This is a genomic window from Methanoculleus methanifontis, from assembly GCF_030464365.1.
Taxonomy (GTDB): domain Archaea; phylum Halobacteriota; class Methanomicrobia; order Methanomicrobiales; family Methanoculleaceae; genus Methanoculleus; species Methanoculleus methanifontis.
The window spans coordinates 1-22,173 of the sequence record NZ_VCYI01000022.1; the positions used below are offsets into that span (position 1 = coordinate 1).

Here is a 22,173-nt window from a genome sequence, read left to right on the forward strand (position 1 = left end):
CCGTTCTCCTGATCGGAAAGATAATCTTCGATTAACGCTAAGGGATCCATGGCCCTGTTTCTCCTTTGTCCAAATCTAGGTTGGATCCAGGGCCAATTCAATTTTACAGAACTTTCGTTACGCTACCCACCGCAAGGTGCGCGAGAGGAGAGTTTCGACCATCAGCGCCAGGGCTGCTGGGGTTGACCGGGGATAATGTCCGGGTTACACCTTTGCACCCGTTTGCACCCTGATTTGCACCACAAAACCCTATATTACGCTATATTCCCTGATCCACCGAAGACAATCAGGGATTACCGCGATGTTTGCACCACAGCTGATTTCACAGACACCCGGATCCGCATCACCCGCCCTTGCAGGAAGGTTCTCCACTCCTGGTGCAAATGGTGCAAATTACCACTCTGATCAGTACTTATCTCCCTATATCTACCTTCAATGGAACAATCCTCGCCGTCCCTGCCGGCATCTTCGTTTGCACATTTTCTGAAATTCCAGTGCAAACCTGGTGCAAAGGTGCAAACATGATTGAGGGAGGATCGCCGGTCCCCCGCAGCACCATTCAGAAAGCCCTAAACCGCCCCCCAACATAGACTCTTCATGCGTTACATCGTCACCGGCGGGGCCGGCTTCATCGGCTCGAACCTTGCAGACACCCTGGCACAGCACCACGACGTCGTCATCATCGATAACCTCGCCACCGGGCGGCGGGAAAACATCGAGCACCTTCTGGATCACCCCCGGGTAACGTTTGTCGAGGGGAGCATCACCGACCTCGACCTCCTCATGGATACGTTCCCGGGCGCGGACGGCATCTTCCACCAGGCGGCGATCGCCTCGGTCCCCCGCTCCGTGAAAGACCCCATTGAGACGAACACGGTGAACGCGGCAGGAACCGTGAACGTCCTCTGGGCCGCAAAGGAGTGTGGTGTCCCTGCGGTCGTGGCGGCTTCGACCTCGGCGATCTACGGGGACGACCCAGCCTTCCCTAAGCGGGAGACAATGGCGCCGACTCCTCTCTCTCCCTACGCGGTCTCGAAGCTCGTGGGCGAGTACTACGGGAAGGTCTTTGCCGACCTCTACGGTATCCGGACAGCCTTCCTCCGCTACTTCAACGTCTTTGGGCCCCGGCAGGACCCGAACTCCGAATACGCCGCGGTGATCCCGAAGTTCATCACCCGGCTGCTCGGCGGGAAGCCACCGATCATCTACGGCGACGGGGAGCAGACTCGCGACTTCATCTTCGTCGCCGATGTGGTGCAGGCGAATATCAGGGCGATGGAGAGCGACGCCCGGGGGGTCTTCAACATCGCCGGCGGCCGCCGGATCAGCCTGAACCAGCTCGTGGCAATCCTCTCGGAGATCACCGGCACTCGGTGCGAGCCCATCTACGAGGCACCCCGCGTGGGCGACATCCGGGACTCGCTCGCCGACATCACCCGGGCCCGGGATGCGTTCGGGTATGACCCGCAGTACCCGGTCGAGGAGGGGCTCCGGCAGGCGGTGGCCTGGTTCCGGGAGCGGGCGTAACGGTGCCGTTGAACAATACATGGAGAACGCAAGATGGGTTCTCCATGTGTGAAGTACCATCCCACATGCCCTGACGATTGGATACATTTGGCACGATATCCCAAGGGAAAATAAAACCAAACCGATTGTTCACGATACCACCCTGAACTCAGCGAAAAGGGAGTATACCAGCTGATCTTCCTCGACCTGCCCAGTCTTGGTGCGAGATCTAGAAAGCATGGTAAATCAGGAGAGTTTTTCCCGACAGGAAACTGCAGGATAACTCCCAAGTCGATTTCACACGTTGTTCCACCGGCACCAAGGATGTCTGGTAAAAACACTCATGAGCCCTTGAATGAATACAAGCATACCGGGATGGAACTCACATTTCCATATTAAAGGGGGATCGGCTGACTATGATGACCATATATATGAACGAGAACAATCTAAGGATCCCGTCGATCGGAGTGATTCTCCCTTTTGCCTGTACGGCTTCACCCGCCAATATCCATGATTTCCGGCTCTATGAACTATTCAGAATCATTCTTTGACATCTCCGCGATACAATTCATGATGCCCGCGAGGTCCATCAGTATAATCGGAAACGAGGAATAAAGAAAAATACCCGATCAACGGGAAACTCTGGAGACACTCGAAACGAGGAAGGTCACTGGGGCTCGATCTCATACTTTATATGAAGTGCAGTGTCATTGAACGGTTCTCCGGTTGACCGAGGCTTTTAAGAAGACAAATTCCCGGTACGAGCAGCACGAAACCTCACTCCTCGGATTGATTCAGCTGACATGTACCATAATGGTCTGGAGAACGTTGGGATGAGTTCACCATCTGCTTTATTAAAGCGACTCTCTCCTCGGGCGAACGGTAAGATGGCATTAGTCCGGTGTTTTTGGACATACACGATTTAAAATAATCGTCTATCGAACATATGAGCCTCGCAGGGTTACCTGCGTATACAGAGTTAGGCAAGACTTTCTTCGTGACAACTGAGCCCGCTCCAATAATAGAATTCGGTCCAATCTCAACACACGGCAAGATTGTGGAATTCATCCCAATAAAGCAATTATCATGTATTTTTATTGCACCGAATTTCGTTCCGTTGTAGTTTTCCTTCCCACGGAAAACCCAAGTTGCACCATCATGTGTGATAAACGTAACACCCGCTGTAATCTCGCAATGATTGCCAATAGAGATCAAATAAGGCTCTGAGCCGAAATCGCAATCAAAGATCCGACAATCACTGCCGATATTAACTCCCCATGACCGTAATAAGCTAAGCCGCAGATTATTTGTCCCATATCTGAACAGGAGGAAACCTAGTGTCTTTTGTCCCACATTTTTATAACAACAATTATATTGTTCCATGTTGAATACAACTCTCATGGGGAAGAGCAAGTACACCGTTACCCTTACCGACGACCAGCGTTCGTTCCTCGAAGGCCTCATCCGCCGTGGCAAATCTTCCGCCTCCACGATCCGGCATGCCTACATTCTGCTCCATGCCGACAAACCGGATCCCGAGGTTGCCGAGATTGTCCGGTGTCACCCCCTCTCCGTGTTCAACGTCCGCAAAGCGTTTGTCACCCAGGGCCTCGATGCGGCGCTGCACCGGAAGCTCCGCAGTGAACCCCCGAGTCCGCGGAAACTGGACGGCGCCGGCGAAGCCCGGCTCATCCAGATCGCCTGCAGCAAACCGCCGGAAGGCCGGTCCCGCTGGACGTTACAGTTGCTTGCCGATCGCCTCGTGGAACTGCAGGTTGTCGACACCATCTCGATCAAGACCGTCGAGCGGACGCTAAAAAAACGCGCTCCAGCCACATACCAAAAAGCAATGGGTTATTCCCCCCGCCGAAAACGGGAACTTCGTCGCCGCGATGGAAGACGTGCTGGAGGTCTACCAGCGACCGTATGATCCGGCACACCCGGTCATCTGCATGGACGAACAGCCGATCCAGCTGCATGCCGAGGTGCGGGAACCGATCCCGGCGCAACCCGGTCGTCCGGAACGGCAGGACTATGAGTACCGGAGAAACGGGGTCGCCTGTGGGTTCATCTTCACCGAGCCGCTGGGACAGTGGCGCCGGATAACAATAGCTGAAACGCGAACCAAGAAGGATTGGGCGCATCAGGTGCAACATCTTCTCGAACAGGACTATCCCGATGCAGAGAAGGTGATCCTGGTCTGTGACAACCTCAATACGCATGTCCCCGGAGCGCTCTACGAGACGTTCCCTCCCGAACAGGCGAGGAACCTCCTGAGCCGGCTGGAGATCCATTATACTCCGAAACACGGCAGCTGGCTCAATATCGCCGAGATTGAACTCAGTGCCCTGACCTGCCAATGCCTGAACCGGAGAATCCCGACCATCGAAGCACTCCGGGCAGAGACGGCAGCCTGGAACCGAAGCCGAAATCAGGCCCAGAAAGGCGTGGATTGGCAGTTCACCACAACCGATGCGAGGAGGAAACTCAAGCGGCTCTACCCGATGATATTAGAGAATTAGGAGACAATGAGCACTAGATTCTCGGGTACCCCTGGCCAGGAGGGAAACACTGAGTTACCATCCCTGACTTCACACCCGATTAAGCACATATGGTTTTGGGATAACCTCACTCATTAATCAAGCACTCGTTATGTTGCGGGTGAGGCCTTTTAGGCGTCTACCCTTTCCCACAGCGAGAATTATTGCTTGTATACGATGTCACCAGTCTTATACGGAGTTGCCATTGACTTCAGTACGTCATCCACCGAATCGATGTTGGCATACCTTCCAAAGTCTGGGGAGTACGACGTATGTCTGATGCGTTTATCTTCAGGTGGTAGAGTCATGTAGTCCCCGTAAGTGCACTCAAGGTATGTTGTGTAGCCCTCAGGAACTCGGAATTTAAAACCCTCGAATTCTAATTCAGAAAAGTTTTCAAATATCTCTGCTGGGAAATAACAGCGCGAAGCGCCAAATGCATAAAAATCTGTACGCTCCCCATTGTATTTTTGAAGCATTTCCTCTCTCATTTTAATTACCTGATCTTTGCTAAATATCTTTGCAAGATATTGCAAACCGAGGTGGAATGCTTTCCCCTTCAAAGTGAGAATTTCCGTTCGGTAACCATATTTTATCAGACACGCCTCAGAAAGTGCCATCAATTTGAATCTATGAATCTTTTGAGAAAGATAATTATTTGGAATATGATCTAATGGAAATATATCGATGAAGATACCCTTGTGCTCTAGTATGTCCTTATTTGCGGGTTCGAGATATTCGGTACCATTTAAGCGAATCTTCGCATGTGAATTAGCATAACCGCTGTCCGATTCAAATGTTTGAAGGTAGTATTCCTGCGACAGCTCATCATTACATACTGTAAGGAATTTAGCATATTCAGACCTTAGCATCCCGACATCAATATCATCGTCCCATGGAATAAATCCCCGGTGGCGAACAGCGCCAAGAAGGGTGCCCCATGCCAAAAAATATTTGATCTGGTGTTTATCGCAAATACGCTTAAGTTCTAATAATACTTTCAATTCAAGCAGTTGTAGTGTATGAAGTGCAATACCTCCATCGACCATGATATCAGTACTTTGATTTATAGCTGATGAATATTTCGATTAACGTCGCCAAATAACAGAGTATATATCTACATTTTGATGATTATCGATGTTTTTCGGGGAATCTGAGTCACTGCATCCCTCCGGGGTGACTGCACAGCCCCTCCATATTTTGAAGAGATCGATCAAAGGCTTTTCGCTGGGATATCCCTCCCTGAACCACGTTACCTCCGGCCGACCCCCTCCTCAACCGCGGCGCAACAGGTCATACCCAAGCGCTACGGTGTTTCCCGCTGCCTTAAGAGGGCGCTCCGGAACCGTCTCTCCCCATTCGCATATCTTTTAACTGATTACCGGTGGACGTCGCCTTTGTGAGGGATTTTCTTCCTCTGTAGGGCTCATCAGTCCACAACATGGAGTTATCCACGCTGAATCCTCTCCGATCCTACTTCGTTCTTTATTGCTACGACCTTCGTCGAAATACTCTAGCTCGCCACCATAGATTATTCATGTGCTCCATCACCATCGGCGGCGCCAACTTTGGCGGTTCAAATTGTGCGAATGCCCTGGTTCAAAGCTGTGATGCAATCATCGACAACCTCACCACCGGCCGCGGCTGGGCCACTTAACCTTACGAATATATGATTTTAATTTTTCACAAACTCGAAACAAATTTTGTCCATTAACATCGCCGAATCTCTTTCGATGAACGTATATATTCGAGTGTCAGAATATTATCGTATCAAAGAAAATGAATCTACATGGGGATATAAATGCTAGATGATAAGATTGTTTACGTCGGGATGAGTGCAGATATAATCCACCCAGGCCACTTGAATATAATCCGTCGAGCTGCAGAACTAGGTAAGGTCACTGTAGGTGTCCTAACCGATTCTGCAATAGCCAGTTACAAACGCCTGCCATATATGACTTATGAGCAGCGTAAGGAAATTATTGAAGGCCTTAAAGGAGTTGATCGTGTCGTCCCGCAGGAACAGCTGGATTATGTTCCGAACCTGCTAAAATACCACCCAGACTATGTTGTCCATGGAGATGATTGGCAAGAAGGCGTCCAGAAATACGTACGACAGGCGGTAATTGACACATTAGCAACATGGGGAGGGCAACTTGTTGAGGTTCCTTATACACGAGGCATTTCATCAACACAATTAAATCACGCGCTGAAAAACAACGGTACAACACCAGATCTCCGACGAAATAAACTAAGACGTCTTTTGGATGCTAAACCCATTGTAAGACTACTAGAGGCACATAGTGGCTTAACCGGATTAATCGTAGAAAATATTGCGATCGATACTGAAAAAGGAAGGAGAGAGTTTGACGGAATCTGGGCCAGCAGTCTCACCGAATCAACCGCCAAGGGGAAACCAGATATTGAAGCGGTTGATGTGTCAGCACGTGTCGCTACATTGAACGATTTGATCGAGGTAACCACGAAACCTATCGTTTACGATGCAGACACAGGGGGTAAACCGGAGCATTTCCAATACACAGTCCGGACACTGGAGCGGCTCGGCGTTTCAGCGGCAATAATTGAGGATAAGATCGGACTGAAAAAGAACTCCCTCCTAGGAAACGACGTTGTTCAGCACCAAGACAGTATCGAGGACTTTGCAAATAAAATCAGCGCAGGTAAGAAGGCCCAAGTCACTAACGATTTCATGATTATAGCACGAATTGAGAGCCTCATCTTGGACAAAGGACTGGATGATGCACTCGAACGTGCTAAGGCATATATCGATGCTGGTGCAGACGGGATCCTCATCCATAGCAGAGCAAAGACTCCCGACGATATTTTTGCCTTCTGTGCGGAGTATAAAAACTTCTCTCGAAGAGTCCCGCTATTTGTTGTCCCAACAACCTATAATTCGGTGACAGAAGATGAGCTCGTTGAAGCAGGTGTGGACGTGGTCATCTACGCGAACCATCTTATTCGGGCAGCATATCCAGCAATGGTCGAGACAGCAAAGAGCATTTTAATCCACCAGAGGTCACTTGAGGTAGATTCGATGCTTATACCAATCAAAGAGACACTCGAATTAATTCCCGGGTGCAAGTGATGATTCCACCGGAAAGGATATTTGATACAATTAGGGATCAGGGCATCTCATTTTTTACGGGCGTGCCTGATTCGTTATTGAAGGATTTTTGCGCTTACATAACCGACCATGTAGATGAGCAGGCACATGTTATTGCTGCAAACGAGGGAAATGCAATTGCCCTTGCGGCGGGCTGGTTCATGGCATGTGGGGAGCCCGCATTGGTGTATATGCAAAACTCTGGACTGGGCAACGCCGTCAATCCCCTGGTGTCACTTGCTGATCCGGAGGTCTACAGTATCCCGATGCTCATCATGATCGGATGGCGTGGCGAACCCGGGAAATCAGACGAGCCACAGCATTCAAAGCAAGGTCGTATTTTGACTAAATTGCTCGATGCACTGGAACTGCCATGGTTTGTCCTTGATGGAAGTTTAGAGGAGCCTGAAAGGGTAATAACCCAGGCATGTCGTGTTCTGCGGGAACGGATGATGCCTGTAATTCTAGTGGTGAAATCTGATTTCTTCATGCCTTACTCCTTGAAAAAAGGGAATAAAACTCAATACTGCATGAAGAGAGAAGAAGCCATAAAGATTATCGTTGATATCCTCAAGCCAGGAGATCTGGTGGTCTCCACGACCGGAAAGATCTCGCGTGAATTATACGAGTACCGGGAGGCACGGGGTGAAGGTCACGGGAATGATTTCTTAACAGTCGGTTCAATGGGCCATGCCTCATCCATTGCTCTGGGTATCGCAATGAGACGGCCGGATCGGCGCGTAATCTGCTTCGATGGAGATGGAGCTGCAATAATGCACATGGGTGCTCTTGCAGTGATTGGCCAATCTGGGCAGAATAATTTGATTCATATAGTGTTTAACAACGGAGCTCACGATTCGGTCGGGGGCCAGCCAACTGTTGGGCTCAATATTGATGTCCCCCAGATCGCCAAAGCATGTGGTTATCGGGAAGTTAACTCAGTTACCAGACCAGACGAAATTCAAGAATATATGAATCAAGCCAGGTTTATCGACGGTCCTGTGCTTCTGGATGTCCGGATCCAGAAAGGCTCCCGGAAGGACCTTGGTCGACCGAAAACAACTCCTCTTGAAAACCGCGACGCATTTATGGCTAATTTGGGGGTCGTAAGAATGGAGCACTCGGATGAATAACTGGTCCTTTTATAACCCCACTCATATTGAATTCTGCCCCGAATGTCTCGATAGGATCAGTAGTGGTATCAATTATCAGCGAATCGCCTTGATTACGACGCCGGGGTTTACTAAACGCGGGGTCGTGGCCCATGTGGAAAGAGCGCTGGGTGATAGGCTCGCTACTGTCTGCGATACGGTACAACCCAACCCAGAAGTCGATGCAATCGATATCACTGCCGAACACTTGAGACATGTCGCTCCCGACTGCCTGATTGGGCTGGGGGGAGGGAGCAGTCTTGATACAGCCAAAGCCCTCGCTCGTATACTCACACAACCCGAAGGGACGACACTATCTGGTCATCTCAGAGCGGGTTTGCCCCTTGAAAACAAGAGGGCTCTCCCGATTATAACTATCCCAACCACTGCGGGAACCGGAGCTGAAGTGACTCCTTTTGCAACAGTTTGGGACTTTCAAGAGCGGAAGAAACATTCTATAACGGGCAACGATCTCTTTCCTATAAAAGCAATTCTCGATCCAACATTAACACTCTGCCTCCCCGAATCACTCACTATATCTTCGGGATTGGATGCGATCTCCCATGCATTTGAATCAGTCTGGAACAAGAATGCAAACCCGGTAAGTATTGGTCTTGCAACGCAGTCGCTGACGATATCACTTAAAACTCTGCCAGAACTTAAGAACAGGCCCCATGATCTGGCAAACCGTTCGGCCATGATGAGTGCAAGCCTTCTGGCAGGGATGGCAATAAGTCAGACTCGAACAGCTCTAGCTCATTCGATATCGTACCCATTGACCCTCGGATTTGACCTTCCTCACGGGATCGCATGCAGCTTCACTTTACCAGAACTACTCAAATATAACGCAGTAGTTGATGATGGACGGTTAAAGCGGCTTGCTATGATTTTGGGATACAACAATGCTCTTGGATTGGCAGATGCATTAAAGGAACTGTTACTCAGTCTAGGTGTCCCCCACTTCCTGTCAGCATGTGAATTAAAGGAAGAACGAGCACTCGCGCTAACACATGAGATGCTCACGCCAGGAAGAGCTGATAACAATTTGCGTCCGGCGAGTGTGGCTGAAGTGTGTACCATTGTCAAGGACGCTTTTCAATGTAATAGCAGTTTAAAAAATGAAAGAGAGGAATAACAGTGGCCTTTTTGACTGGTTCCGCATATCATGGAGGTGATCCTATAATTATAAGTCCCCTCAGATAAAAGTGGAGATCATGGCATTCCGGGAAATTGACGATGATCTCTGGGAGATTGTTCAGAAATACCTCCCGCCAACGAAGCCGCACATTGGCCGACCGCGGTGTGACCCCCGCAGGCTGTTCAACGGTATCCTGTACGTTCTGACCACCGGATGCTCCTGGCTCGATGTCCCGGCGAAATACGGTACAAAATCGACGGTTCACCGGTACCACCTCGAACTCTGCGAGAAAGGGGTGTATCAGGCGATCTTCCTCGACCTGCTCCGATCCGGGTACGAGATCAAGAAAATCGATCTCTCGCATTGTGCGACCGATACCAAGGATATCCAGGCTAAAAAAGGGGATCAACCGGCTATGATGGCTATAAAAAGGTAAACGGGAATAAACTGAGTACTCTGGTCGATCGGAACGGTCTTCCCCTTGCCTGCGCGGTTGCACCGGCAAATGTCCATGATTCACGGCTCTACGAGCCAACCCTCGAAGCGTTTGAGATTCCCGAGGCGCCGGATCGTCCTGTGATCATCTCTGCAGATGCGGCCTACGATGCCCAGAAGATTCGCCAGTACAACCGAAATCGGGGAATCAAGAGCAACATACCGGTCAATCGGAGATCCCGGGAACAGCCGAAACGTGGGAGGCCATTCTGGTTTGATCCAGAACTCTACAAGAAGCGCAGTGCGGTAGAGCGGTTCTTCAGCTGGATTGAAGCGTTTAAGAAGATTGTTCCACGGTACGAGCGGTATGAGTACTCATTCATGGGACTGATTCACCTGGCATGCAGCGTCATGATCGCGAGAATATTGGGATGACCTCATGCACTACGATGGATCTTATGCATAAAAATGAGAAGTCGAAACAAAATTTAGTTCGGGTCCCAACAATACTCAGATAATTCTGTTTCAATCTTTTGGATGATCTTTTGGTTTCTATATTTTTTATAATTATAGATATTTTTCTCTGACACCTTGGGATCGAAAAAAATATATCCTCTATGGCACGTCAAATCAAGCCCAATACGTTCTGTAATTGAATTTCGGTATTCTTCATCAAGAACAAATTCCTCAAACTGCACGCTGTGTATATAGGGTTCCTGTATTTTTAGTTCCTTGAGATCTAACAAAAATTTAGCTCTAATATTTCTGTAATTCCTGATAAACAATGGGCAAAAAAGGGACTCCTTATAATGCGGATTGCTTTCCATTATTGAAACAAATTGAGCACGTGGATCTCTAAATGAGCAGAGTATGTTAAAATTATCTAGCATTGAGCACAGCGAAATGTCGTGAATAGCAATAACATTGTTCAATAGAATGCTTTGCTCATATTGCTGCTTAGTGAGGGCAGGTCGAAGAACAGCATTGATAAATTTTGAAGAAATAGAGTCAAATTTTAATTTGCCCAATGAGTCCTCTTGGATGGAAGAATAAATCTCTTTCAGGAATAGGTTTACTGCCAAGGCATATTCATTAGGGTGATTACCTAAAGTCCTCTTGATGGCAGTTCTGGTGCTACATAATTCACTAGCGCTACTATATTTTGCGAAGCCAAATAATGTGAACCAAAAGAAATCTATCAATTCATCATTAAACCGGGCTAAATCATCAACAGTATCTCTCAGTGTTCTTAAACTAGGTGTTCCATTTATGAACTTGTCTTCTTCCACACTGTATAGTTTCACGGTATTGAAATCCCTAAAAAAATAGAGCATTGCACCAGATCCAGACCAACCCATACCAGATACGAGAATCTTCTTTACGGATTGAGGTTTTAATTCGATAGATGGAAGATAATTCTCTTTCGGGATTATTGCTTCATTAGTAGAAGCCCTTATCAACTGATAGTATGAATCTAACCAAATATCACTCGTGTCAGATAATTCGTTTAAGTCAACTAATTTTAAGAAAGAATTAATTGAACCACTTATATTGCCTTTCTTAAAGTTTTGATAGCAATTATGTCCGACTTCTGTTTTTAGACAATATTTATATGGGAAAAGAAAATTTTCTATCCTTGCAGATGTGGCTTTATCAAACAACTGTTTAACGTACTTATTAATAAATCCCCTAAATAAATTGGATATATGATTATACCTCAATTTATCGCGGATCCGGCCATGAGTAATAAACAGTTCAATATTTTCGGGGTATTTGCTCATACCTGTTTTAATAATAGACTCTGCATCATCAAAATAGCCAAGTTTTATGTAGACAAGACCTAGTTTGTTATAGACTGTAGCAGGTGCCAGTTCAGGATATGTATTAAGAATCGCTTTTAAACGTTCGGAGGCATCCAGATAATACTGCATTCTTCTGGAATGATTACCCTCAGACCAATATGCTCTATCCATCATCACATTGGCATATTCAGTAAGCAGGTCAATATCAGATGGATATTCTAATAAAGCAGTATCTATGCATTTATCCGCTTCAGCCCAATTCCCTTGACCCCGTAATGAGATACTCTGTAATACGATCGGAGATATTTCATTGTTCTTTTGTAATTCATTCATATGCAACCGTACCTGTTTATTAAACGATTAGAAACGTGTTCGCATGAATTATTAGATATATTTTCCAGACATTACTTAATTGTAATCATGTAAATATTTTCGTTTTGTCTTGTGGGATTACTTATGGAGTGTCAATCCTGCGATAAGACTTTTTACTTGCGAATCAGTTCGAACTATATGTATGTAATAAACTAAGCCAAGTATACATGCTGTAATCACGAGTAGTATCGATTCTACCTCTAATATTTTCAGTACGATAAGTGTTATGACAAACGGAGATAGGAGTTTAAAACACCTAAATAGGTGCTTTTTTACTTGAACTAACTTTACGCCTGAATAAAACATCAACTTTAAAGTTAGATAACCGTAAACGAATAAGCCAGACCCTGCAAATAATAATAGAGCGATAATCGGACTGCCCATTAATGCACCAATAATAAGAGATACTAACCGTGTTACAAAATTCATTGCATGTACCTGCAGTCCAAATTCTTGCTTTTCTAGAACGGCATATAATGCACTAATAGGTGAAGCAAGGAACCACACAAACGCCCATAATCCCAGTATTTGGGAGTACAATCCAGCTTCGGCCCAGACTTCTCCAAAAATAACTGAGAATAACTCCGGCCCAAGAAGCGTTATAGCAAGGAAAGGGAACACGCCGACGATTACCAAAACGCGAAATACATTTTCAACAAGAATTGAAAGCGTGCCATCAAAACGTGCAACGGACGCCCGTTGCAGAAACACCTTCGCAATGGATGACCCTATAAGGCTCATGGGCATTTGAAAAACCATGAAACCCAACGTATAAAATCCAGCGATCTCAGGGGAGAAAAACGCGGCGAGTAAAAAGACCGGAAGCTGCCATGAAACCGCATTTAAGAAGCGTGAACCACTGTCAATCAGAGGAAACTTCCTATAACGATTCAGTACCTCCAGCATTCCTTTCCAAGATATACTTCTGCGCAACAATACATGGTCATCCCGCCAGATCTGGCCACCGAGAATCCCGGTAGAGACCAGAGAACCCACCACCTGAGCACCTATTAGACTCCCTCCTGTCGTATAACCAGAGAACCCTGAGCCCAGTCGAATGCCAGTTGATGCAAACGACTGTGTTACCTGAGCGACTGCGAGTCGCCCGAAGTGTTTGGTGCGAGAGTTCCAAGAATTCAGCGCGAGGAAGAGCCCACTGACAAAGACAAAGGGTGGAACCAGGATGAGAGATGGTCCGAGTTCCGGTGCCCCAAGCAGTCCCGCAATAAGATCACCTCCAAAATAGACAATAGGTAACGTAAGGGAGGTGACAATCGCCACTACGATGAAACTCATTCCCAGAAGATTTACGGCGTCTTCATCTTCTTTTGGGAGCAATATAGCGTAATTTAAGGACAAGCAGGCGATAACCCCAATAATCGTTGTTATCGAAGAGAAGATTCCAAGTATCCCGAAGGCTTCAGGTCCATAGAGGCGAGTGAGGATAGGCGATGACAGCATCACAATGATTTGTGCAATCGTGGTGCCTGAAACAATTTTAAGGACATCCGAAGCAAAGGCTGTCGACTGGGAGTGAGACATAGATTTCTTTATATTAGTTATTGATGGATAACTATGTGCCGATTTATTTCAAAATTTTGAAAAGGGATGTCAGGCATTGATCTTATAATAATCAAACTCACCGTTAGAGTAGAGGAAATGGAGGGCTGGATCAATACTCAGCCGATCAAAGTCCTGGCGAGTGTATCGGATTCCTTCAATTTCTGGAAAAACATCTAAATACATTCTTTTGTCTTTTTGAGTTATGATGATGTCCGTTTCACATGAGTAAATAGAAGATACTGAGGAGTTGACATCATAACCAAAACGGTATGGAACGCGTTGGTCTTCAAGATATAGAGGCAACTTTTGGGTGGCCCTCTCTTCTGGGGGGAGAAGCGCATGAGAAAACCGTCCAGGAGTAATTGAAATCCCAGTTAGTGGTATAGTAACATCACGATGGTCGTAAGAAAAAAGCAGACCTTCAACCTCTGATTGTGTGTTTTGCCAGCTTGATGATAGGATATATGGTGATGGGTAAAGAGCGAGCAAGCCGCCCACAAAAAGGCCAAAAATAACAGTAACCGCAAAGAGAGACTTTATACCCGGATCTAGTGATATGAAATGCCACTTTAAATTGTCAGTTAAGAAAAATGCGAGAAAGTATGCTGCAAAAAAGATACCAAACATCGATATTGCATACAGCAATCTTTGCGGAGTGAAAGCGAGATCGAACAGATAAAAGATTGCTGAAAGAGGGATAACTGCAATAAAGACCAGGAGTAACGAGAGCACGCTGGTATTTATTCTAGATTCCAAATATTCTTTAATAATCAAGGGTAATGCCAATGCCGAAATAGTGCAAAGAATGATTTGACTCCACAGATTTCTCATAATCTGCTCGATAACGTTATATCCATATGCAGTTGCAGTCGAAGCGGTATCTGTTAAACCACTTATCCACGAGTCACCTGCCCCAAAGATGATTGCATCATAAAGTGAGAGAATTTGATGATTAAATATAGAGAATAGCGACACCCAAAAAACAAACCACACAAGCATAATGAGAAACGGACTTATTATTCCAGAGATCCCACCAGTGAAATTATTCAGTTTTCCAATTTGCCAACGGCTGTTGATGGAAGAAAGAATTGCGAAAATACCTATGGATATGAACACCATGGCAAGGATCATCGTTGGCACCGGGTGGAATACCGGCATCAGCACAAGAGTGATTATTAACGGTACTACCCATGTCCAGGTTCTTTGTTGAACGTTTTTATACACTAAAAAAATCACCAAAGGTAGAAAGAGGTTCGCCAATATATTAGGGGTCAATCTGAGATACCAGGTATGCACAAGACAGCAACTTAAAATGGTTACTAACAGACAAACAGAGTTTTTAACGAAGATAGTCTTTGCCAGGACGTACATGAACAGAACGCAGAGTAATCCAAAGACGAGTGGCACAATTTTATGCAATACAACCAGATCGAGACCCGTTAAAAAAACGATCTCAGAGGAGTAGATATGACCCGCGGGATAGAGTATCGTGCCCACTATGTGACCTGTGTTAATTGTTTCTTTAATCCACCCAATATGGCTGGCTGGATCTCCAGTCATACACCACATGTGATAGCCACGGATAATGAAGAGGGCCAGGCAGATAGTGTAGCACAGGAAGACCAGCAAAAGTCCTATCTTGCAGAGAGGGTTTTGATATAGTTCATTCTTTGCTATTGATACAACAACAAGCGCAACCCCAACGATCACCGAAGCGATCAAGCTCACCCAGAGTATCAGCGGGGTCGAACGATAGATCGAGGACTCATAGCCCGTGGCTGGTGTATTCCAGGTGATAAGGAGCGCTATGCTCAGGAGGAAAAACAGGAATATCAGAGTGATCTTCTGAAAGCGCTGCCCGTGGAGTGCACTGGAACTGAACATAACTACTCAATGCTCTGAAGAATTTCTTTCCAGTTTTCTACGGTTCTCTCAAACGTAAAATTCTCCTCCACAAACCGCCTCCCGTCCTCCGCGATCCGATCCAGGTTCGGAGAATTCAGCGCCCGGATCACGTTTGCCGCAATGCACTCCGGGGAGTTATTCTCCATAATAAATCCGGTCTTGCCGTCTATTATAACATCCGGTATCGCCCCGACCGGCGTCGCGAGCACCGGGGTCCCGCAGGCCATGGCTTCGAGCATGATGTTCGGGAGCCCTTCGGTGTAGGAGGGGAGGACGAGGAGCCGGAGCTGGTTCAGGTATCTGGGGAGGTCGTCGTGGGAGATCCAGCCCGGGAGTTCGACACGGGCAGTGACTCCCTGTTCCTGCAGGGAGGCCGCGATCGACTCTTTTAGTTCCCCGTCGCCGCCGATGAGCACGCGGAGATCCTCCCGGCCGTTGAGGACGGCGGGGAGGGCCTGGGCGAAGTGCTGGGCGCCTTTTTCCCCACTCAGCCGGCCGATGTAGCCGATGAGGGGAGGGCGGTCGGCTAGAGGGGTGGTGACGGTGAAGGTGTTGAAGTCGAGGAAGTGCTCGTGAGCGATGAGGATTTTGTGGTGATGTCTTTCGAGGTTCCATTCGGGAATAAGGGCCAGGGAATATAGGATGATACGATCAGCGAGATTTTGTGTTATTGTGGATAGGATTTCTGTCGGTTTTGAGAGGGAATCTTTCGAAAAATTTGCATCTCTTACGGCGGATCCCGGTATATACAACAAAACGGGCTTTTTCAAGAGATGCGCAAGTATCATCGGGAGGACCATTCTTTCACCACCAGTAAAGAAGATCCATTTTTCTGCGCTTTTAGAGTACCTGAAAACATGATATGAATATTTTAGTTGCCCGTACATATAGAGAACGATTTTTGTGAGGACATTCGATTTGATAGGGTAGTTTACGAAACAAACATGGATGTTTGGTTTTTCCTTACTTTCATTAAACAGCTCCCTTGCACTGTTCCCGGTAATGATATAGAGATCAGAGAATTGCGACAAGATCGCCAGATAGTTTGATACAGGTGTTACACTCGCCTCCTTAATTGGTGATGTCACCAGACCGACGCTTAGACGCATATTTCCACACCGCAATTAATTTCCACTAAAGTCAATTTGGCCCAAACCCTTGCTGAACAGGAGAGTATTAACAATCACAAATATCTTTAAGTGCTTGCAGATAGTCTTCAGTTATAATTTCCCAGTCTAATGAACTTGTTGCAAAATTTCGTGCGTTTATCTCGTGACTATGATGATCCAATTTCAGATAATCAAGAATCTCGATCAATGCCACTGACAGGTCGGTGAAATCAACAATGATCCCACAATCAGCATCTTTGACAAATCCCAGATTTGGGATGTCAGAGACTATACATGGCAGTCCTGAAGCCATCGCTTCCAACAGTGTCAGGGGCAATCCCTCGTATTTCGAGGTCATAATATAGTAATCAGAACAAGCATAGAGGTCAGGGAGATCCAAGTCGTGATCCACATACCCAAGGAAAAGAACCCTGCATAATCCCATTCTCTGTGCAAGATCTTTTGTTTCTTCAAATAGTTCACCTCTGCCTGCGATGCAAAGAGTCACATTTTCCAGCTTCTTCTCAATATGTGAGAAGACCTCAATCATGGTGAATGGCTGTTTTGCGGGAGCCAACCGCCCGACACTCAGGAGAACAATATCATCCTCCGGGATCCCGAATTTCTTCCGCATCGATTTCTTGTCAGGTGAGGGGCGAAACCGCCCGGTATTGACCCCATTAGGGATGTAGATTATCTGATCCCTTTCGATCCCGATTTTCTCCAGCTCTTCACAAACCGGTTGGCCCACCCCGGTGAAGAGAGTGTTGGGAGGCATGCGAGTAAGGCAATAGCGCTCGACGTGGGCCACCAGTGATTTATACAGGTGAAATGGGAGATTCCCAACTCCATGGGTGCTCGTTCCATAGTAGGTCGAGTGCATTGTCACCAGGCAGCGTTTAAACGGATTCCCAATGAAAATAAAGGGATTCTGGAGCCAAACTGCATCGTAATCATTGTTTTGGAAAAAATGTGAAACCTGATACCAGTAGTTGAGCAACCCGCCGATACCTGTCTTCTGGATCAGGGTCTGACTCCCGAGTTTGATATCCGGACCTGTTGGCGAACAGACCGTACACTCAACACCCATTCCTTTGAGCTGTTCCACGACGTTATAAACGACGTTAGCAATGCCTGCCCCGTAGGGAAAATACTCAGTTGTACAGACCAGCAATTTCATGAAAGTTTCCTGATATCATTGAGGGGCGAGCTACCGACTATGTGCTGTATACCACTCTACAAATTTCTTCAGGCCATCTGCTATGGCTGTCGCCGGCCTGTACTCGACTAGTCCCTCTGCGAGCCCAATATCTGCTAGCGTATGCTCCGCATCGCCCTTCTGCTTGTCAGAGTACACCACCTCAGACGCACTCCCGGTAATTTCCCGGAGGTGAGCAATCAGGTCGTTCACCGTGATCCGGTGACCGCCGCCGACGTTCATCACATGCCCATCGGCAGCATTGGTCTCAAGCAGCCCCCGGTTCACCCGGACGATGTCGTCGATGTAGGTGAAGTCGCGGGTCTGCTCGCCGTCTCCATAGACGGTGATCGGCTCGTTCGCGAGCATCTTCCGGGCGAAGATGGAGATCGCGAGGTCCGGACGCATTCGCGGCCCGTAAACCGTGAAATAGCGGAGAGAGACCGTCGGCAGGCCGTAAACCTCGTAGAAGACCCGACAGTAGTGCTCGGCAGCGAGCTTCGAGACCCCGTAGGGGGAGACCGGCATGGTGGGGTGCGCTTCGTCAAACGGCAGGTACTTCACCTTCCCGTAGACCGAAGAGGAGGAGGCGTTGATCACTCGCTTGACGCCAGCATCGAGAGAGGCCTTGAGGACGTTTAAGGTACCGAGCACGTTGACGTTGTTCGGTTTGAACGGGTTTTCGACCGATATCCTGACACCGGCCTGGGCGGCCTCGTGGTAGACGAACTCCACGTCGGAGTCAATCACCCGGCGGAGAAGATCGGTGTCGGTGATGTCACCTTCAACAAAACGCACATTCGGGTTTGCGAGGAGGATCTCGAGGTTCCGCCGCTTCAGGTCCGGCGAGTAGTAATCATCGAGATTGTCGATAATGACGACCTCATACTCCTTTGCCACCTCTTCGGCGATGTGGGATCCGATGAACCCCGCCCCTCCTGTTATGACGACCTTTGACATAATCTCTCCCCCGTGCCAATAAAGTCAAGAAGCATTATTTACCTCGTCAACATTGCGATTTTTAAAAATTAAATAGACACCACTAGTACTCAAATCAGATTCAGTAAGATTTTTAAATCTCTCTGCTAATTTTTCACGTTGAATTCCGCCATATCTCTCAACTCTATGCATGTGTATTAACTCAAAGTCAGTTTGATTCAAACACTTTAGATGATGAGATAATGGACTTCGGTTGATTAGGTATGGTGCTCGACCACGAATAATTTTCCAAACCAAATCGGAATACTCCCAATGGCCATTCCACTCCACCGATGTGCCATGAGACTTAAAATCAATTATGGCGACAATGGTACCATCTTTCTTTAACCACTTTTTCATTGAATTGTATACTAAAGGAAGATCGTCCACATGTTCTAAAACTGCTTGGGAAAACAAGAAATCTACTGAATGTTCTTGTACTACAGATGAATCGCACCATGGAGCGTAATAATAAACGCTCCCATTAGAGCTATTTACAGATGCAATGTTTTGTCGGATTTGTGCTATTCTATCATCCGATAGCATGGTATGTAAATATGAATCACTGAATAAATGGTCGGGAAATGAATATGAGTTCAATTTTGGGTTAATTTTTGGAAATTCCTCCTCATTTGGGATATCTTCTTTATTTTGAAACAGTTCAACGATCTCATCAAATATCTTGATATTCTTCTGGGTATTACAATAACTCACCGTGTCTAATGAGTAATATTTGTCAGATCCAGATAACAATGCGGCGAACCCTGTACCTAATGAATCTCCAGGACCAATCTCTGCTACAACAGCGGGGATCTGCTGCATACCATAAATTTGGTTAAGTGAGACTAAATGTCTCATCCAAACAGAATAACAATATCTAGCAGAATTTGAACCTCCTGTACCAACTAACTTTTGTCCATTTTTTCCGATGATATTGTTGAGGAGGATCCAGCCCAAAACTTTTGCACGTGCCCTGAAATTTATCATGTAGATGCCTCATTACAATATTTTTCCACTATGGGTAAGTGATTACCGATAAGGCTATTAACGATGGCAACTCCAGGATCGGAAATAAGCGTCTTCTTGATATGCAAATCGATGAACCCCACTCCCCCTGTTATGAAAACCTTTAACATAATCTTCATCACTGATACCTTTCAGAGGAATCTGCCATTGTCTCAAGCTTCCCGGCCGGAAATACTTCCGATCTGGGTTTTCCAAGCAATGCAAGATGCCTGGCGATATCGTCGCAGGTCTCAGGGTTCTCTAACGCAAAATCAATGATCGCCTCGATATATCCTGCCTTGTCCCCGGTATCGTACCTCTTCCCCTGGAACGCATGGGCATAGATCTCCTGGAACTGGAGGAGGATCCGTATCCCGTCGGTGAGCTGGATCTCGCCGCCGACGCCCGGTGGCGTATGTTCCAGGCATTCGAAGATCTGGGGGGTGAAGACGTACCGCCCGATCGCCCCGATGTTCGAAGGAGCCTCTTCGACCCGGGGCTTCTCGACGATATCGTCGATCCGGTAGAGCGACGGGTTCACCCGCGTCCCCCGGATGATACCGTAACTGCTGATCTTCTCCCGGGGAACCGCCTCGACCGCAATGACGGATCGCTGCTTCTCCCGGTAGAGGTCGATGAGCTGCTTCGTGCAGGGGGTGTGGTTCCTGATGATGTCGTCCCCGAGGAGCACCGCGAACGGTTCGTCGCCAATGTGCTTCTCGGCACGCATGATGGCGTCGCCAAGCCCTCTCGGTTCCTTCTGCCGGATGTAGTGGATATCTATGAGGGAGGAGACGTCCTGCACCATCTTGAGCGCCTCGAGCTTCCCGTGGTCACGCAGGTGCATCTCAAGTTCCGGCGAGTCGTCGAAGTAGTCCTCGATCGCCCGCTTCCCCCGGCCGGTGACGATGATCAGATCCTCGATCCCCGAGTCGATCGCCTCCTCCACCACATACTGGATCACCGGCCGGTCGATGAGCGGGAGCATCTCCTTGGGCATCGACTTCGTCGCCGGGAGGAACCGGGTGCCGAGGCCTGCCGCCGGGATGACGGCCTTCCTGACGTCCGTCACCAGCAGACCCCCTCGTAGATATCGGCAGTCTTAGAGGCCGCGGCGATCCGACGGCCGTCGATGACGGTCGTCCCGCTGTAATTGAGGCGCTCGAACTCCTCCCACTCGGTTGTGATCAGGATGGCGTCAGCCGCGAGGACGGCCTGCGCCGAGGATGCGTATTCGATCTCCGGGAAGATCTTAGAGAAGCTCTCCATAGCAAGAGGGTCGTAAGCGACGACCACAGCCCCGGCATCAAGCAGCGCCCGGATGACTGGGATGGCCCGGCTCTCCCTGATGTCATCGGTGTCGGGCTTGAAAGCAAGCCCCAGGATGCCGATCCGCCGGCCCTTCAGGTCGGGGATATGCGCCTGGAGCAGCCGGACCAGTTTCAGGGGCTGGTCCTCGTTAACACGCAACGCCGCATGGAGGATCTGGAGATTCTCGTGGTGATCCCCCGCCCCGGCGATCAGGGCCCGGACGTCTTTGGGGAAGCATGAGCCGCCAAACCCGATCCCGGTCCGGAAAAAGGCCGGGCCGATCCGGTTGTCGAGCCCGACCCCGGCAAAGACCTCCTCCGCGTCGATCCCGAGCTTCTTCGCGAGGTTGCCGATCTCGTTCGCGAAGCTGATCTTTGTCGCAAGGAAGGCATTGCTCGTGTACTTGATCATCTCCGCCGTCCGGATCGAGGTCTCGATCTTCGGGCAGGTGAAGGTAGTGTAAAGATCCCCGAGTGCCCGCATCGTCCTCGCATCTTTTGCACCGAGAATGATACGGTCGGGCACGCAGAAGTCGTGGACGGCGTTTCCTTCCCTGAGGAACTCCGGGTTTGAGCCGAGGCCGAAGTCCACAAACGCCTGCTTCCCTGACGCCTCTTCGAGCGCCGACCGGATCGGTCCCTCGGTGCTCCCCGGGAAGACGGTGCTCTTGACGATGATGGGATGGAAGTCCGGAGTCTCCCGCAGGGCCTTTCCGATCGTGGCACCTGCGGAGAGAATGTAAGTGAGGTCGATCGACCCGTCGTCCCGGGACGGGGTGCCGACGCAGATGAACGTAATATCCGTGTCACGCACGGCAGCCGTGAGATCCGAGGTCGTGACGAGGCGCTGCCGGTTCTTCCGGATCAGGTCCTCAAGAGAGGGCTCATAGATCGGTGACTCACCCCGGGCTAGGAGGTCCAGTTTCTTCTGGTCAATATCGTAAAAGACGATGTCGTGGCCAAAGCTGGCAAAACATACGCCGGTGACCGTGCCAACATACCCGCAACCGATGATCGAGATCTTCATATCTTTA

The 22,173-nt window shown here is 48.3% G+C and carries 18 protein-coding genes; 7 read left to right on the forward strand and 11 right to left on the reverse strand.

Going from position 1 to position 22,173, the window contains the following annotated elements; all coding sequences use genetic code 11:
• Positions 1–597: 597 nt before the first annotated feature.
• The gene (locus FGW20_RS12665; protein WP_301678450.1) at positions 598–1,527 is read left to right on the forward strand and encodes an SDR family oxidoreductase; all 930 of its coding nucleotides are present in this window, start codon (positions 598–600) and stop codon (positions 1,525–1,527) included.
• Positions 1,528–2,283: 756 nt separating this feature from the next.
• On the opposite strand, the gene FGW20_RS13395 is transcribed toward FGW20_RS12665, so the two are convergent.
• Positions 2,284–2,970 carry an acyltransferase gene (locus FGW20_RS13395; protein ID WP_367617954.1) on the reverse strand — a complete coding sequence of 229 codons (687 nt, stop codon included), beginning with the start codon at positions 2,968–2,970 and terminating at the stop codon, positions 2,284–2,286.
• Here FGW20_RS13395 and FGW20_RS12670 point away from each other — a divergent pair.
• A protein-coding gene (locus FGW20_RS12670) for an IS630 family transposase (protein WP_301678451.1) occupies positions 2,906–4,028 on the forward strand; the annotation gives its coding sequence in 2 pieces (ribosomal slippage) (positions 2,906–3,324 and positions 3,323–4,028; 1,125 coding nt in all). The genes FGW20_RS13395 and FGW20_RS12670 overlap by 65 nt on opposite strands.
• Before the next feature lie 179 nt (positions 4,029–4,207).
• Here the strand turns inward: FGW20_RS12670 and FGW20_RS12675 are convergent.
• Positions 4,208–5,095 carry a LicD family protein gene (locus FGW20_RS12675; RefSeq protein WP_301678452.1) on the reverse strand — a complete coding sequence of 296 codons (888 nt, stop codon included), beginning with the start codon at positions 5,093–5,095 and terminating at the stop codon, positions 4,208–4,210.
• Between the two features lie 752 nt (positions 5,096–5,847).
• Here FGW20_RS12675 and aepX point away from each other — a divergent pair.
• From aepX to FGW20_RS12700, 5 genes are all read left to right on the forward strand, one after another.
• The gene (gene aepX / locus FGW20_RS12680; protein WP_301678453.1) at positions 5,848–7,155 is read left to right on the forward strand and encodes a phosphoenolpyruvate mutase; all 1,308 of its coding nucleotides are present in this window, start codon (positions 5,848–5,850) and stop codon (positions 7,153–7,155) included.
• Positions 7,155–8,306, forward strand: a complete 1,152-nt coding sequence (gene aepY, locus FGW20_RS12685; RefSeq protein WP_301678454.1) for a phosphonopyruvate decarboxylase — start codon at positions 7,155–7,157, stop codon at positions 8,304–8,306. Before aepX ends, aepY begins: the two co-directional genes overlap by 1 nt.
• Positions 8,299–9,459, forward strand: a complete 1,161-nt coding sequence (locus FGW20_RS12690; RefSeq protein ID WP_301678455.1) for a phosphonoacetaldehyde reductase — start codon at positions 8,299–8,301, stop codon at positions 9,457–9,459. Before aepY ends, FGW20_RS12690 begins: the two co-directional genes overlap by 8 nt.
• A 79-nt stretch (positions 9,460–9,538) precedes the next feature.
• Positions 9,539–9,898 (forward strand): transposase, encoded by a 360-nt coding sequence (locus FGW20_RS12695; protein ID WP_301678456.1) that lies wholly within the window; start codon positions 9,539–9,541, stop codon positions 9,896–9,898.
• Positions 9,899–9,918: 20 nt separating this feature from the next.
• On the forward strand, positions 9,919–10,332 hold the full coding sequence (locus tag FGW20_RS12700) for an IS5 family transposase (protein WP_301678475.1): 414 nt from the start codon (positions 9,919–9,921) through the stop codon (positions 10,330–10,332).
• A gap of 53 nt (positions 10,333–10,385) precedes the next feature.
• Here FGW20_RS12700 and FGW20_RS12705 read toward each other — a convergent pair whose 3' ends face one another.
• The 9 genes from FGW20_RS12705 to FGW20_RS12745 all read right to left on the reverse strand — a co-directional run bounded on the left by FGW20_RS12705 (position 10,386) and on the right by FGW20_RS12745 (position 22,166).
• Entirely contained in the window at positions 10,386–12,032 is a 1,647-nt protein-coding gene (locus FGW20_RS12705) for a tetratricopeptide repeat protein (protein WP_301678457.1), read from the reverse strand.
• Positions 12,033–12,149: 117 nt separating this feature from the next.
• Positions 12,150–13,613, reverse strand: coding sequence for an oligosaccharide flippase family protein (locus tag FGW20_RS12710; protein ID WP_301678458.1), 1,464 nt, complete (start codon positions 13,611–13,613; stop codon positions 12,150–12,152).
• A gap of 69 nt (positions 13,614–13,682) precedes the next feature.
• On the reverse strand, positions 13,683–15,518 hold the full coding sequence (locus FGW20_RS12715) for a hypothetical protein (protein WP_301678459.1): 1,836 nt from the start codon (positions 15,516–15,518) through the stop codon (positions 13,683–13,685).
• Between the two features lie 2 nt (positions 15,519–15,520).
• Positions 15,521–16,648: a glycosyltransferase family 4 protein gene (locus FGW20_RS12720; protein ID WP_301678460.1), complete on the reverse strand. Its 1,128-nt coding sequence runs from the start codon at positions 16,646–16,648 to the stop codon at positions 15,521–15,523.
• A 67-nt stretch (positions 16,649–16,715) separates the two neighbouring features.
• Entirely contained in the window at positions 16,716–17,828 is a 1,113-nt protein-coding gene (locus FGW20_RS12725; RefSeq protein WP_301678461.1) for a glycosyltransferase family 4 protein, read from the reverse strand.
• Between the two features lie 30 nt (positions 17,829–17,858).
• Positions 17,859–18,806 (reverse strand): NAD-dependent epimerase/dehydratase family protein, encoded by a 948-nt coding sequence (locus FGW20_RS12730; RefSeq protein WP_301678462.1) that lies wholly within the window; start codon positions 18,804–18,806, stop codon positions 17,859–17,861.
• Between the two features lie 24 nt (positions 18,807–18,830).
• A complete protein-coding gene (locus tag FGW20_RS12735; protein ID WP_301678463.1) occupies positions 18,831–19,811 on the reverse strand; it encodes a methyltransferase domain-containing protein in 981 nt (326 codons plus the stop codon).
• Between the two features lie 157 nt (positions 19,812–19,968).
• Positions 19,969–20,901 carry a UTP--glucose-1-phosphate uridylyltransferase GalU gene (galU, locus tag FGW20_RS12740; RefSeq protein WP_301678464.1) on the reverse strand — a complete coding sequence of 311 codons (933 nt, stop codon included), beginning with the start codon at positions 20,899–20,901 and terminating at the stop codon, positions 19,969–19,971.
• Positions 20,898–22,166 (reverse strand): UDP-glucose dehydrogenase family protein, encoded by a 1,269-nt coding sequence (locus tag FGW20_RS12745; RefSeq protein WP_301678465.1) that lies wholly within the window; start codon positions 22,164–22,166, stop codon positions 20,898–20,900. The genes galU and FGW20_RS12745 overlap by 4 nt, the downstream gene beginning before the upstream one ends.
• Between the last annotated feature and the right edge of the window lie 7 nt (positions 22,167–22,173).

Excerpts from the sequence above, each read along its gene's own strand:
- FGW20_RS12665 (WP_301678450.1), top strand. The coding sequence starts at position 598 with ATGCGTTACATCGTCACCGGCGGGGCCGGCTTCATCGGCTCGAACCTT.
- FGW20_RS13395 (WP_367617954.1), bottom strand. The coding sequence starts at position 2,970 with ATGAGGCCTTCGAGGAACGAACGCTGGTCGTCGGTAAGGGTAACGGTG.
- FGW20_RS12675 (WP_301678452.1), bottom strand. The coding sequence starts at position 5,095 with ATGGTCGATGGAGGTATTGCACTTCATACACTACAACTGCTTGAATTG.
- aepX (WP_301678453.1), top strand. The coding sequence starts at position 5,848 with ATGCTAGATGATAAGATTGTTTACGTCGGGATGAGTGCAGATATAATC.
- aepY (WP_301678454.1), top strand. The coding sequence starts at position 7,155 with ATGATTCCACCGGAAAGGATATTTGATACAATTAGGGATCAGGGCATC.
- FGW20_RS12690 (WP_301678455.1), top strand. The coding sequence starts at position 8,299 with ATGAATAACTGGTCCTTTTATAACCCCACTCATATTGAATTCTGCCCC.
- FGW20_RS12695 (WP_301678456.1), top strand. The coding sequence starts at position 9,539 with ATGGCATTCCGGGAAATTGACGATGATCTCTGGGAGATTGTTCAGAAA.
- FGW20_RS12705 (WP_301678457.1), bottom strand. The coding sequence starts at position 12,032 with ATGAATGAATTACAAAAGAACAATGAAATATCTCCGATCGTATTACAG.
- FGW20_RS12710 (WP_301678458.1), bottom strand. The coding sequence starts at position 13,613 with ATGTCTCACTCCCAGTCGACAGCCTTTGCTTCGGATGTCCTTAAAATT.
- FGW20_RS12715 (WP_301678459.1), bottom strand. The coding sequence starts at position 15,518 with ATGTTCAGTTCCAGTGCACTCCACGGGCAGCGCTTTCAGAAGATCACT.
- FGW20_RS12720 (WP_301678460.1), bottom strand. The coding sequence starts at position 16,648 with ATGCGTCTAAGCGTCGGTCTGGTGACATCACCAATTAAGGAGGCGAGT.
- FGW20_RS12725 (WP_301678461.1), bottom strand. The coding sequence starts at position 17,828 with ATGAAATTGCTGGTCTGTACAACTGAGTATTTTCCCTACGGGGCAGGC.
- FGW20_RS12730 (WP_301678462.1), bottom strand. The coding sequence starts at position 18,806 with ATGTCAAAGGTCGTCATAACAGGAGGGGCGGGGTTCATCGGATCCCAC.
- FGW20_RS12735 (WP_301678463.1), bottom strand. The coding sequence starts at position 19,811 with ATGATAAATTTCAGGGCACGTGCAAAAGTTTTGGGCTGGATCCTCCTC.
- FGW20_RS12745 (WP_301678465.1), bottom strand. The coding sequence starts at position 22,166 with ATGAAGATCTCGATCATCGGTTGCGGGTATGTTGGCACGGTCACCGGC.